The sequence below is a fragment of the Bartonella quintana genome (assembly GCF_009936175.1).
GTDB lineage: Bacteria > Pseudomonadota > Alphaproteobacteria > Rhizobiales > Rhizobiaceae > Bartonella > Bartonella quintana.
This window is the reverse complement of record NZ_AP019773.1, coordinates 1,470,410-1,482,247: the sequence shown is the minus strand read 5'-3', so window position 1 is coordinate 1,482,247 and position 11,838 is coordinate 1,470,410. Positions and strand designations below refer to the sequence as shown.

Here is an 11,838-nt window from a genome sequence, read left to right as displayed (position 1 = left end):
AATGTTGACCGCTTTTCGATCTAATTTTATTTACGAAAATCTTCAGTAGTAGCGCGGAGAGTTATCTCTTGCGCTCCTAGACATTTTTCTCATTTGGCTGTGCGACTTTTTTGAGAAGCATTGCCTACCCCTGCACCGTGTTTCCAGAGATGTCCAAAGGTAATGCCTTTTGCCAAAGCACTCGCAATGCTGGATAGTTTGAGCAATAGCATAATGGAGGTAATGGACAAGATGAGCGCACCACCAAGTGTGTAACCGATATTTTGCTGTCCATCAAATTTCAGATCTTCCATGTAATTTGCAAAGATATTCATCATTAGACTAAATATAGTGGCGAGAAGCACAATGAGAATTATGTAGCTCAAGACTTGGCCTATCCATTGCTCGAAAAAGCGATAGGTTGGTTGCCAGAGTAATGCAATGATGAAGAAAGGTCCGAGTCCGGCGAGAAGTATAAGTGCGATTTTTGCTAACAGAATAAATGCACCACCGATTGCTACGAGGAAGCTTGTTGCAAGCAAGATGAGGATGCCGAAGAGACCGAAAAGCAACCCATCGGCATTCAAGAAAGCGGATTCCTCGAAAGCTTCGCTTGCACGGTCGAAACCTTTTTCAGCCACTTTGTCAATCAAGTTAGTGAATTGATTATCTGTTAGTGGATTGCTTATCAGCGTGCTTACCAGCTCATTAGGCATTTTTATTATCAAATCTGCCAGATCTTTCTGATATAGCCCTGTAGTTAATGCAATTGAAGTAATAATGCTGATTCGCAGGCAACGGCTCAAGAATCCAGAGACTGGCATATCTATTGCCCCACGCATAATGAGCCATCCATAGACGATGAAGGCGATGGTAAGACTGATGGATACGAAGGGGGTCATTGTAGCAATGGCCTTTGATGAAATACCCGTGACATATGTTGTTATTGCCTGATCAATTTCAGTGAACAGTTGCGTAAACATTGTGAAAGCCATGGCATTCCTCTTTAATGAATTTTCATCTTCCCATCATTTAGGACAGTGATGCATATTGCGCATTTCATTTGCATTTATGCAATTTGCTCCGCGCATTTTTTCATCAAAATCGTTTTGCGGTGGAATAAATCACCAGTGTGTCCCTTTGAATTGTTGAGACAACACTGAAATTATAGACACTGGTTTCTACTTCTGAGAGCAGAAAAAACCGGTGACATAGGAGAAATTCTTATAAAAAACTTCACTGGGTGGCTTTTGCATACTGTATATTTGGCATTTGTGTGTTTTTACTTTTAAAAATTGTGGCACTGCGTTTACGTTTTAGCTGGCTGATGAGTTCCTGTTCAGCGTTACGCAAATGCGCAACCATTTGCAATTTTGTTGCTTCATTTTGGATCATGGCTAATTTGCCCTTGATCTGAGCCTGCAAGTCAGCAATGCTTTTCAGATCGTTCATTGTGTCGATATCTTTTAACATTTTTTCGATTTGGCTAAAACGATTTTTTGTTTCTTCAAAAACTCGCAAACTTACAGCTTTATCGACCAACGCTGCATATTTGATACGTTCATTGATAGAGTCGCGTGCTTCACGAGTAGAGATATTGTGAGGATAATTTTCTTTATCTCTAATATTTTTGATGAAGGTTGCAACCTGGTTTATCTCTGATTCTTTATCGCGTTTGTAGATGAATTGTGGGTTTTTAAGAAAAAAACTATCACTATCTTGGTATATGCTGGTGGTTTTTTGATTGCTTGTTATAGACCCATACAGTTTTTTTGCTTCCTCGAGTTGCTGTTTGTTGATCTCTAGCTGTTTCTTTATTGCTTCTAGCAAAGCATAATCACCAGATCTTTCCGCTAGTTCCTTTCTTTGTCTCTCTTTTTCCTGAGCTATCGTTTGTTGTAACTGATGCATACTTACTCTAGGGTTAACATGACTTCGATCCGAGTGTGCTAGTGTTGAGTTTGGCATGCCAAGAACTACACTTACTAATGCTATAATAATCAGCTTTTTCATATTTCATTCCTTTTAGTTTTCACATATTGCAAAAGAATTACTAATTACATTACTGCCTTATTGCTTATTTTATAAACTCGCCGATGAGTTCACGTTCTAAACCTCGGCTTTCTTCATAATAACTGTTCAGTCGTTCGGCTTTTACTGGTTTCACTTCTTTTTTTTTCATATCACTCCTCGCTGAATTTCGGCAGGGACCACTTTATTAACAGGCATTCGATTCCAGTTATTGGGTTGTTTTGGCTTTGGAGCCAATGCGCAAGCCGATAAAAGACTCGCAATCAAAATTGTAAAAATGATTGATCTCATTTTAACATTCCTCTTTATTCGACTGTTGAATTCTGTTTAACACTTTTTTATCATTATTTCAATTTTGATTAGAAATAATGTTGACCGCTTTTCGATCTAATTTTATTTACGAAAATCTTCAGTAGTAGCGCGGAGAGTTATCTCTTGCGCTCCTAGACATTTTTCTCATTTGGCTGTGCGACTTTTTTGAGAAGCATTGCCTACCCCTGCACCGTGTTTCCAGAGATGTCCAAAGGTAATGCCTTTTGCCAAAGCACTCGCAATGCTGGATAGTTTGAGCAATAGCATAATGGAGGTAATGGACAAGATGAGCGCACCACCAAGTGTGTAACCGATATTTTGCTGTCCATCAAATTTCAGATCTTCCATGTAATTTGCAAAGATATTCATCATTAGACTAAATATAGTGGCGAGAAGCACAATGAGAATTATGTAGCTCAAGACTTGGCCTATCCATTGCTCGAAAAAGCGATAGGTTGGTTGCCAGAGTAATGCAATGATGAAGAAAGGTCCGAGTCCGGCGAGAAGTATAAGTGCGATTTTTGCTAACAGAATAAATGCACCACCGATTGCTACGAGGAAGCTTGTTGCAAGCAAGATGAGGATGCCGAAGAGACCGAAAAGCAACCCATCGGCATTCAAGAAAGCGGATTCCTCGAAAGCTTCGCTTGCACGGTCGAAACCTTTTTCAGCCACTTTGTCAATCAAGTTAGTGAATTGATTATCTGTTAGTGGATTGCTCATCAGCGTGCTTACCAGCTCATTAGGCATTTTTATTATCAAATCTGCCAGATCTTTCTGATATAGCCCTGTAGTTAATGCAATTGAAGTAATAATGCTGATTCGCAGGCAACGGCTCAAGAATCCAGAGACTGGCATATCTATTGCCCCACGCATAATGAGCCATCCATAGACGATGAAGGCGATGGTAAGACTGATGGATACGAAGGGGGTCATTGTAGCAATGGCCTTTGATGAAATACCCGTGACATACGTTGTTATTGCCTGATCAATTTTAGTGAACAGTTGCGTAAACATTGTGAAAGCCATGGCATTCCTCTTTAATGAATTTTCATCTTTCCATCATTTAGGACAGTGATGCAGACAGTGATGCATATTGCGCATTTCATTTGCATTTATGCAATTTGCTCCGCGCATTTTTTCATCAAAATCGTTTTGCGGTGGAATAAATTGCCAGTGTGTCCCTTTGAATTGTTGGGACAACACTGAAATTATAGACACTGGTTTCTACTTCTGAGAGCAGAAAAAACCAGTGACATAGGAGAAATTCTTATAAAAAACTTCATCGGATAAAGCGTATAGTTGGCATTTCTTTGCTTTTACTGTTAAGAATCTTTAGATTGCGTTTTTGTTTTTGTTGGCTTATAAGCTCCTGTTCTGTATTACGTAAATATGCAACCATTTGCAATTTTGTTGCTTCATTTTGGATCATGGCTAGTTTGCCCTTGATCTGAGCCTGCAAGTCAGCAATGCTTTTCAGATCTCTTGTTTTGTCGATTTTGTTTAACAACTCTAAAATTTTTTTAGAGCGATTCTCTGTTTGCTGAAAAGCTTGCAAGCTTATAGCTTTATCAACCAACGCTGCATACTCGCTACGTTTCTCTATAGATTCACGCGCTCCAGCAAGAGAGGTAGAAACTTCTTCCTCTTCTCTCCGAATCTTCTCAAATGATGCAGATATATCTTCATGTTTTCTCTTACTATCATAGACCGATTGTGGATCTTTGAAAAAAGAGTTGGTATATTTTTCTTGTGAAGTACTGGACGCTTTATTTCCCATTATGGACTGTTGCATTTTTTTAGCTTGTTCCAGTTGCTGTCTATTTACCTCGAGATGTTGTTTTATTAAAGCTAGCAGTAAGGCATTGTCTGAAGGTTTACCTGTCTGTTGGGGGGGGGACCACGAACCAAATAAATTTGGTACTGTTCGGCTTAAATCCACTGCATCAGCTCCCCACCAAGCCATTGCTGAGTTTGGGATCCCTAAAACTACGGCTATTGCTAATGGAATTATTATCTTTTTTATCTTCATATTTATCTTCATACTACTCTCCTCTCAGTTTTTATATGTTGTAAAAAAACTGGCAACCATACCGCTGGATCGTCCCCGACTTCAGCGATAAGGGTTTCGACCAACTCTGCATTATCTGGCGTACCGGATAATACTAAGAGTTCGTCACTAAAGTCACGTTCGATAGTTTTTCCATCAGTTGTGACATTGAATTTGCCGAGGTTAAGCTCTGCAAGCGCAGACTGATCACCTTGCTTGATGAGGAACTGACGACTAAATTCACCAAGTCCTTTGACCAGTTCAAATTCAGCATCTGTTAGTTTGAAGCCTTCAGTATAATCTTCATAATTCGCTTTAGGATTGGCTAGAAAAATGTAAGTTGCGCATTGTTGAATGAGCGTCTTAGCAATATTGCTTTCCAGTGCGTCACTAGGCTCTTGCGTAGCAAAAACAAAAATACCATTTTGTTTACGAATAGTTTTTTGCTTGTTCTTTGCTAAATCTTCAAAGTACGGATCCTGTAAAGATTTCCAAAACTCGTCAAAGATATACATAAACCGTTGCCCACTGATCATCCCTTCTGTACGATAGAACAAGTACATTATCACTGGAGTACGAGTCTCTGGATTATCTAAGAATTCTGTAATATCAAAGCCGTAAATTTGATGCGTTGAGAGATCAAGTGCATCCTGAGGATTATCAAAGAGCCATCCATAATCACCATTTTGGCACCATTTTGCCAAGCGAGCGTGAACAGATGGGTGTGCATTATAATGACTTGAACGCGGATTGGGTAAGAATTGCAGCAGAAAAGACAAACGACGGAGCGATCGGTCAATGTTGCTGCTCATAATAGATATGACAGCTTGATTAATTTCCTCTTCGTCGCGATGAGTAATTTCGCCACCAGCTTCTGCCAATTTTTTAACAAATTGTTTAAGAAAAGTTAAGTTGTCTTGTGTCGGTGGAAGTTGGAACGGATTAAAACTACTTGGCCTACCAGGTTTGAATGTTAGATACCGTCCTCCCATAGCACGAATGGCAATTTCCATGCCACGATCTTTATCAAAAACGACAGTTGTCGGTTTGAATTTTTGCGCTTGCGCTAACAAAAATCCAAGAAGGACGGTTTTACCAGAACCAGACTGTCCAATGATTGCAGTATTACCAAGTAACCGCTTGTTTGTCGCATCTTCTTCGAGTTTAGAGGCATGAAAATTGAAATAAAGCGGTGTTTTACTTATTGTTTTAAGAATTGTAACTGCCGGCCCCCATGGATTCCCGGTTGGTTTGCCTGACATAAAGTTATGAAAAGATGAGAATGATAAAAAGTTCAGTGACGTAATCGGTGCGGGACGTGGTCGCCATTTCCAATTTCCGGGAAGTTGTGCCCAATAGCCAGCTTCTATGGCCAAATCTACAGGTTTTGGTAACACGGCAACGTCTAGCATATCCGCATTCGCTTTTGCCATATAGTCACGAACTTGTTGAATTGTATCGCCATAGATGGTCAATGTGCAATGGTGCTCACCCATAACAAAATGCCCACTTACAAGTTGATTAAGTGCTTCGTCAATTTGCTCAATTTGACTTGTTGCTACATCGCGAGCGTCGATAAGATTTCGTTGATGCCGCTGCAAATAATCCTTGGCTGCATGGCGCGAGAGTACAGAAAAGCTCTGTGTTAACACAAATTCGAAATCACTTTCCAGTAAAACATTTAATTGGCCCGGTTTGGTTGTCGTGTCATATTCCTTAATTTCCATCATTCCAAATCGGCGCATTCCAGTGGTTGTGCGCAGTTCACCCAGTGCTCCCCATTTTGAGAAGAAAGGCCGATTGATAGACATATAGTCAGCAAAACGGTCATGGCAGATTGGCATAGGCTGGTATTCACCATTGACAAGCATTGCAAGAAATTCAAGGGCAGAAGAATAAGCGTGGCCATTTTTTTCATATGCACCAAGAAGTTCCGCACCATAAGATTTAAACGATTGACTTAAGGTACGGTTGATATCATTGAGAGCTTTAATACATGATTCTTGCCGCATCTTTTTTTGATCAAGCGTTTCACGTTCATGCTGGGAAAAAAACGACATAACCTTATCAGTGACTGGTTGGAACACAATGGTCAAATATAGATCATTGACCATTAGATTATAACCAACAAAACTTTGTCGGTACTTTTCATCAAGCTGATAGCAGAACATTTTATCAAATGTTGAATCAGGATATTCATAAACACGTCGACGTACGATATGCGCCCACAGTGATAAATTAGCCGATGCAATACCACGCAGGGTATTGTTTAGCTCTTTAGTCCACCGAAAAATATCCTCTTCTGAAGCGCTTTGATGTGAGCGTCCGTCAATTTTCCAGACCGACAAATACTCCGCATTTTTGGTAGAGATAATCGTATCTGTAACATGATGTGAATAGGGTATAAATAAACTTACTGGTGTTTCTGACGCAAGCCGTTTCATGCTTTCAACAGCCGTCATGCTTATCTCCTTTTCTGGTAATTAGAGGGACTGTAACTTGATGCGCCCCAAAAGCTCTTGTTACGGTTGCGAAATTTGGTGTCGATCCACAACCACCAGATATGGAATGCTTTGTCATCATTTTTGGTAATTTGTGCCATAACGAACCACAATGGCGGTGCAATAAGCCATAAAAAGATGTTTATTGTCATGGATATAACGGCTACGCCCATAACCATAACTATAAGCGGCATCATTGGTACACCCCAAATTGTTGGAACACGAGTTGCTCCCTTGAATAAGGGGAATGCTTCGGGCTTTTGTGATTTCATGAGCAGCTCCGATCGATTAGGTGATGTGAAACAATATACTGCTAATATAAAATGCTGCTCCAGCAATAATAACACTAAACGTCCATCTTACGAATGTAACCCTTGAAATGATGCGAAAAACATAAATAAGCAAGAGAAATAAAAGAATGATGACAGCAGCAATGGGAATAATCAGAGTTAATCCGTACTGTACACCCATGAAAACATCTATGTTTTTGCTTGCTGTTTGAGCACATGCAGATCGGGCCGCTAAAAATATGATCAGAGTTGCAAAAATAGTACTGATCTTGTTATTTTTATTTTCAGTTTTTGCTTGAAAAGTATTTAACTCTTTCATGTTTTTCATTTTCATCATGGTTGAAGTTATCATAAATAACACCTCCCTTTTAGTATCAGTGAGATTACCATTATTCTATCTACGACTGATGGATACGGTGCTCATTTTTTAATAAAAAGAACATTTTGTATCATTCTAGTTCTATTATTAATTATGAGAGCAACATAGCGGCGATTTGGGTTGCTGAACCAGCGATGATAACACCGATTGCCCACCGTATGAATGTATCTTTTTCGATGTAGCGTCCTGCATAACCAATTGCTAAGCATAAAAGTATAAGAGCAGCAGCGATAGGTATAATTTTCGTAGTAAGTTCAGTCTTCAGCTTTTCTAGAACAGTTTTAGCGTTATCTAGAGTTTGTACTTGAGCATACGCGGGATAAGCCATAAAGAACACGGTTATAGCTGCAGCAATTGCGATGCTTTTGTCGTTACTTTTTGATTGTAGATTGTCTAATTGTTTCATGTTTCTTACTCTTATTACAATTACTCATAACTGACATTCTTTTTTGGTATCAGTGAGAGAGATTACCATTATTCTATCTACGACTGATGGATACGGTGCTCATTTTTTAATAAAAAGATTGTAGTTCCATTATTAATTTAAGAACAACATATTAGCGATTTGAGTTGCTGAACCAGCGATGACAACGCCGATTGCCCACCGTATGAATGTATCTTTTTCGATATAGCGTCCTGCATAACCAATTGCTAAGCATAAAAGTATAAGGGCAGCAGCAACAGGAATAATCGCCTTCAATTCACTCTGGAATTTGTTTAAAGCATTTTTTGCTGTCGTTAAATTTTGTGCTTGGGCATATACAGGGTAAGACATAATAAATACAATCATAGCTGCGATAGTTTTATTATAAACTACTATTTTAATATTTGGTCGTTTCATAAATTTATCCTAATTGAGATTGAATTGCCATGAAAAGCTTTCTATGTAGCTTTAAAAAGCATTGTGGCGATTTGAGTTGCTGAACCAGCGATGACAACGCCGATTGCCCACCGTATGAATGTATCTTTTTCGATATAGCGTCCTGCATAACCAATTGCTAAGCATAAAAGTATAAGAGCAGCAGCAATAGGAATAATCATATCCAATTGTTTTTTGAAGCTGTCTAAGACCTTTTGAGCATTCGTCAAACCGCCCACTTGCGCATACGCAGAATGAACCATAAAGAACACGATCGTAGCTACAGCAATTGCGATGCTTTTGTCGTTACTTTTTGATTGTAGATTATTTAACCGTTTCATAATGATTTATCCTGATTTAAATTGTATATTGGTGCAAATGACTCCTGTGCTGCACTGTGAGAAATGCTTGCATTGATACTTGTCAGATTGGCAACACTCAGTTCTCTTTTTTTTGGATAAGAATAACATTTTTTGCTATATAGTTTTATGATTCACTTTCATTATCCAGATGTAAACAACATATTAGCGATTTGAGCTGCTGAACCAGCGATGACAACACCGATTGCCCACCGTATGAATGTATCTTTTTCTATATAGCGTCCTGCATAACCAATTGCTAAGCATAAAAGTATAAGAGCAGCAGCAACAGGAATAATCGTCTTCAATTGATTCTGGAATGTCTCTAAAGCAGTTTTTACTTTCCCCAAATCCTGTGCGTAAGTATATGTAGGATGAGTTATGAGAAACACAATAATAGCCACTACAGTTGCAGTAGTCCTATTATGAACCGCTATTTTAATCATATTTGATCGTTTCATTTTGTTTGTCCTGATTCAAATTAAATTTCCCATAAGTAACACCTCTTTCATGAAGAAATTTAAAGAGACATTTAGGATTGGCCCAAGTTCTTAATTTTCCTCTCTGTGTAAGAAGTGCATATTCATTTGGTTTACCGGTTACCGGATCATCTGCAATGAACGTAAAATACCATTTCTTCTCTGAGCCCATCACGATTGTAATTTCACGTGCCGCTTTTTGATTAAATGCTATATCAATGCTGCTTTGTTCTATCATTTTCATTATTTCAGCCCTCAATTAGAAAAGATTTTGTCTAATCTTAATAATTAGAGCTTTAATATTTCTTTATCTATCTCTCATCATTGTATCCTATCAAAATTATAATTCTAATCCGTAAATGCAGTAGCCATTACTCTTGTTATCTTTCGAAGGACGAAGAATCCTTTGTCGTTAAAGAGGAATTTTCTGTTGTGAAAGCATCACGAACACTGCTTGTCTCATGCGTAAAGGCATCCTCCAATTCTTCGGAAGAGGAAGGAAGAGCCTCTGTCTTCATTGTTTGTTCTGATTCTTTTGTACTAAACTGTACAGATTGTTGCAGTTTTTCACTAAGAAGTGCAGGCGCTTTTTCTGCAACATGTGAGGCAATTTTCTGCACATAAGCGTTGCTCAAACTGCTCTTAAAGCTTCCCCTGTTATAAAAGTTCAGTGCAGCTTGCAACGGAGTTTGTTCAGAGTTGTTGTACTCCGACATTGCACGTTCATAGCAGTGCGTCAGAACAATTCGTACAGCTTTGAGATTTTTACAGAAATCAAACAAATTGACGCAACCAATAAAGCGAGACATACAGAACCACTCCAAATTTTTGACGTTAATTTGTCCCAAACTTGTGCCAAAATTATGTCCGCTCTGCTTAAACTTTTCAGTTTTTACAACTGCTTCTTCAAACGTAAAAGGTTGAACTGAAAATATTGTAGGATGAATAGACGGTACGTATGCAGCAGCGAGCACCATAAAGCTTGGAACAATCATGAACAATACACCCGATGATGGAAAAATTTATCAATATAAAAGTCAATTCTGTATGTTTTTTCCAAATGTCGCCACACTATATTGCTGTAAATTCGCCAAGTAAATTTGTTCAGTTTAGGACTTTGTTTTTTAAGACGATAGCTTTTGTTTTTTCCGAAAGTGTTTTTGACATATGTCAATATATATTTTACCGTGCAAAGATCTGAAACGAAACCGAATGTATCACGCCAATTGATGGGATAATCATTAAGGTTATAAAAGAAAAAGAAGTATTTAAACCATGGCTGTTTCTGTTGAAACCTTGAGGGTGACTGCATCATATAATTTTCTGCGGTTCTTACTCTTTCTGGGTATGGCTGATATAAAGTAGAAACCCGTTTTATGTGAGAGTGCTTCTTATTATAGGAATGAAATGCACCATCGTTATAGGTAGAGGGCTTGTCCTTTATTAAATCTTGCCATAGTTTATAAAATGACGATTTATATGCACCTTCGACTGCTGGTCCATGAGAATTATAGAAATACAATGAAGTTTTCACAATCCGCTTACCAGTTTCAGCGATCGAACTAAAAGAGGATACGGTAGTGATATCTGAGGCACAAATAAGCAATTCTTCGTGGTTCAAAGCATATCTCCGTGAAAGTGATATATTCATCATAATTTCAATTTTGATAATAAATAGACGAAAATTATCTATAATTGTGTTTAAAATATGGCAAAGCACAATTCTTTTTTGCAAGGGGAGTAATAAAGTGAACAATCTCAAAAACATGAATCTTGATGAGCTACAAGAGATGCGTATCCAAATTGATGCAGAATTAAAAAAACGACAAGCAAAAGAGAAACAGAATGCACGGCGAAAAATCCTTGAAATTGCCAATGCGCACGGAATTGATATCGCCGATCTTGTGAGCAAAGAGCGTTATTATAGAAATCCCAATAACCAATGGGAATTATGGAATGGGCGTGGGCGTAAACCTAAGTGGATTAAAGAATGGTTGGAGAGTGGTTATACGCTTGAAGAACTAGAAGTAAAATAACATATACATATACGCAATTGCAGAAAAATGCTTGGTTATAGGCTTGTAATTCATAAGGGACAAGGTTTATCAAAGGGGTAAATGTGAGGAGTGTATTCTTTTTTGGAAATATAATGCGTCAAAATGCTGAGCTGATTCGTAAAGGGGGCTGGAGCGGTTGAATAAAGCCCTATGAAACACGGGCAAGTTTGTGCAAGTGCATGCTATAGCATGCACTTATGGGTTTGCAATGCTGATTTTGGAGCAGTAACTTAGTGCTTTTGTGGATTTTGGTCTGATATTTCGCCTTGTCAAGCGTGTATATCAGGCATCAGCTTCGTTTTTTACTGCTCATATAGGTTTATGAGAAAGTATCTTGGAAAATGAAATTTCTCTGCGATTGGTGTTGGTTTTAGCATTTTGATTTTGATATATGGTTCTGTGATACGTTTTGAAGTTGTTTGTCACCAAAATTCATCAATTAATAAAGAGTGCGTTGAAGATTGAAAAGGTTTGGCAATTTTCTAGCTTCTATCTGTGTTTTTTAATGTGGGAGAAGGGGAGGGTGCAATGCACGCGTTTTT

The 11,838-nt window shown here is 38.4% G+C and carries 15 protein-coding genes and 1 pseudogene; 1 reads left to right on the top strand and 15 read right to left on the bottom strand.

The genetic code is table 11. The features are described from left to right. Positions 1-89: 89 nt before the first annotated feature. From MF1_RS06125 to MF1_RS06060, 15 genes and pseudogenes are all read right to left on the bottom strand, one after another. Positions 90-974, bottom strand: coding sequence for a TrbL/VirB6 family protein (locus MF1_RS06125; RefSeq protein WP_161510697.1), 885 nt, complete (start codon positions 972-974; stop codon positions 90-92). A gap of 241 nt (positions 975-1,215) precedes the next feature. Continuing rightward, the gene (locus MF1_RS06120) at positions 1,216-1,992 is read right to left on the bottom strand and encodes a TrbJ/VirB5 family protein (RefSeq protein ID WP_161510696.1); all 777 of its coding nucleotides are present in this window, start codon (positions 1,990-1,992) and stop codon (positions 1,216-1,218) included. 67 nt (positions 1,993-2,059) lie between these two features. Continuing rightward, positions 2,060-2,161, bottom strand: a pseudogene (locus MF1_RS06680) (TrwG protein); the annotation flags it as partial. Continuing rightward, positions 2,158-2,301, bottom strand: a complete 144-nt coding sequence (locus tag MF1_RS06115) for a TrwH protein (RefSeq protein ID WP_042995511.1) — start codon at positions 2,299-2,301, stop codon at positions 2,158-2,160. The gene MF1_RS06115 and the pseudogene MF1_RS06680, both read right to left, overlap by 4 nt. 165 nt (positions 2,302-2,466) lie before the next feature. Next, on the bottom strand, positions 2,467-3,351 hold the full coding sequence (locus MF1_RS06110) for a TrbL/VirB6 family protein (RefSeq protein WP_161510695.1): 885 nt from the start codon (positions 3,349-3,351) through the stop codon (positions 2,467-2,469). A 253-nt stretch (positions 3,352-3,604) separates the two neighbouring features. Beyond that, complete coding sequence (locus tag MF1_RS06105; RefSeq protein ID WP_161510782.1) at positions 3,605-4,354, bottom strand: TrbJ/VirB5 family protein; 750 nt, start codon at positions 4,352-4,354, stop codon at positions 3,605-3,607. A gap of 8 nt (positions 4,355-4,362) precedes the next feature. Next, positions 4,363-6,834: a VirB4 family type IV secretion/conjugal transfer ATPase gene (locus MF1_RS06100; protein ID WP_161510694.1), complete on the bottom strand. Its 2,472-nt coding sequence runs from the start codon at positions 6,832-6,834 to the stop codon at positions 4,363-4,365. A 2-nt stretch (positions 6,835-6,836) separates the two neighbouring features. Beyond that, entirely contained in the window at positions 6,837-7,145 is a 309-nt protein-coding gene (locus tag MF1_RS06095) for a VirB3 family type IV secretion system protein (RefSeq protein WP_161510693.1), read from the bottom strand. A 16-nt stretch (positions 7,146-7,161) separates the two neighbouring features. Then, positions 7,162-7,482: a TrbC/VirB2 family protein gene (locus MF1_RS06090; RefSeq protein WP_161510781.1), complete on the bottom strand. Its 321-nt coding sequence runs from the start codon at positions 7,480-7,482 to the stop codon at positions 7,162-7,164. 151 nt (positions 7,483-7,633) lie between these two features. Next, positions 7,634-7,948 carry a VirB2 family type IV secretion system major pilin TrwL gene (trwL, locus tag MF1_RS06085; protein WP_161510692.1) on the bottom strand — a complete coding sequence of 105 codons (315 nt, stop codon included), beginning with the start codon at positions 7,946-7,948 and terminating at the stop codon, positions 7,634-7,636. Positions 7,949-8,080: 132 nt separating this feature from the next. After that, the gene (trwL, locus tag MF1_RS06080; RefSeq protein ID WP_161510691.1) at positions 8,081-8,383 is read right to left on the bottom strand and encodes a VirB2 family type IV secretion system major pilin TrwL; all 303 of its coding nucleotides are present in this window, start codon (positions 8,381-8,383) and stop codon (positions 8,081-8,083) included. 41 nt (positions 8,384-8,424) lie between these two features. Further along, positions 8,425-8,742 (bottom strand): VirB2 family type IV secretion system major pilin TrwL, encoded by a 318-nt coding sequence (gene trwL, locus MF1_RS06075; RefSeq protein ID WP_161510690.1) that lies wholly within the window; start codon positions 8,740-8,742, stop codon positions 8,425-8,427. Positions 8,743-8,903: 161 nt separating this feature from the next. Beyond that, on the bottom strand, positions 8,904-9,221 hold the full coding sequence (gene trwL, locus MF1_RS06070) for a VirB2 family type IV secretion system major pilin TrwL (RefSeq protein WP_161510689.1): 318 nt from the start codon (positions 9,219-9,221) through the stop codon (positions 8,904-8,906). Next, a complete protein-coding gene (korA, locus tag MF1_RS06065) occupies positions 9,199-9,483 on the bottom strand; it encodes a KorA family transcriptional regulator (RefSeq protein WP_014924541.1) in 285 nt (94 codons plus the stop codon). Before korA ends, trwL (MF1_RS06070) begins: the two co-directional genes overlap by 23 nt. 136 nt (positions 9,484-9,619) lie before the next feature. Then, positions 9,620-10,234, bottom strand: coding sequence for a lysozyme family protein (locus MF1_RS06060; protein ID WP_161510688.1), 615 nt, complete (start codon positions 10,232-10,234; stop codon positions 9,620-9,622). 753 nt (positions 10,235-10,987) lie between these two features. On the opposite strand from MF1_RS06060, the gene MF1_RS06055 reads away from it, so the two are divergent. Next, positions 10,988-11,275, top strand: a complete 288-nt coding sequence (locus MF1_RS06055; protein WP_161510687.1) for an H-NS histone family protein — start codon at positions 10,988-10,990, stop codon at positions 11,273-11,275. Positions 11,276-11,838: the final 563 nt, after the last annotated feature.

Bases quoted from the DNA above. Each gene is read 5' to 3' on its own strand.
- MF1_RS06125 (WP_161510697.1), bottom strand. From the start codon at position 974: ATGGCTTTCACAATGTTTACGCAACTGTTCACTGAAATTGATCAGGCA.
- MF1_RS06120 (WP_161510696.1), bottom strand. From the start codon at position 1,992: ATGAAAAAGCTGATTATTATAGCATTAGTAAGTGTAGTTCTTGGCATG.
- MF1_RS06115 (WP_042995511.1), bottom strand. From the start codon at position 2,301: ATGAGATCAATCATTTTTACAATTTTGATTGCGAGTCTTTTATCGGCT.
- MF1_RS06110 (WP_161510695.1), bottom strand. From the start codon at position 3,351: ATGGCTTTCACAATGTTTACGCAACTGTTCACTAAAATTGATCAGGCA.
- MF1_RS06105 (WP_161510782.1), bottom strand. From the start codon at position 4,354: ATGAAGATAAAAAAGATAATAATTCCATTAGCAATAGCCGTAGTTTTA.
- MF1_RS06100 (WP_161510694.1), bottom strand. From the start codon at position 6,834: ATGACGGCTGTTGAAAGCATGAAACGGCTTGCGTCAGAAACACCAGTA.
- MF1_RS06095 (WP_161510693.1), bottom strand. From the start codon at position 7,145: ATGAAATCACAAAAGCCCGAAGCATTCCCCTTATTCAAGGGAGCAACT.
- MF1_RS06090 (WP_161510781.1), bottom strand. From the start codon at position 7,482: ATGAAAGAGTTAAATACTTTTCAAGCAAAAACTGAAAATAAAAATAAC.
- trwL (WP_161510692.1), bottom strand. From the start codon at position 7,948: ATGAAACAATTAGACAATCTACAATCAAAAAGTAACGACAAAAGCATC.
- trwL (WP_161510691.1), bottom strand. From the start codon at position 8,383: ATGAAACGACCAAATATTAAAATAGTAGTTTATAATAAAACTATCGCA.
- trwL (WP_161510690.1), bottom strand. From the start codon at position 8,742: ATGAAACGGTTAAATAATCTACAATCAAAAAGTAACGACAAAAGCATC.
- trwL (WP_161510689.1), bottom strand. From the start codon at position 9,221: ATGAAACGATCAAATATGATTAAAATAGCGGTTCATAATAGGACTACT.
- korA (WP_014924541.1), bottom strand. From the start codon at position 9,483: ATGAAAATGATAGAACAAAGCAGCATTGATATAGCATTTAATCAAAAA.
- MF1_RS06060 (WP_161510688.1), bottom strand. From the start codon at position 10,234: ATGATTGTTCCAAGCTTTATGGTGCTCGCTGCTGCATACGTACCGTCT.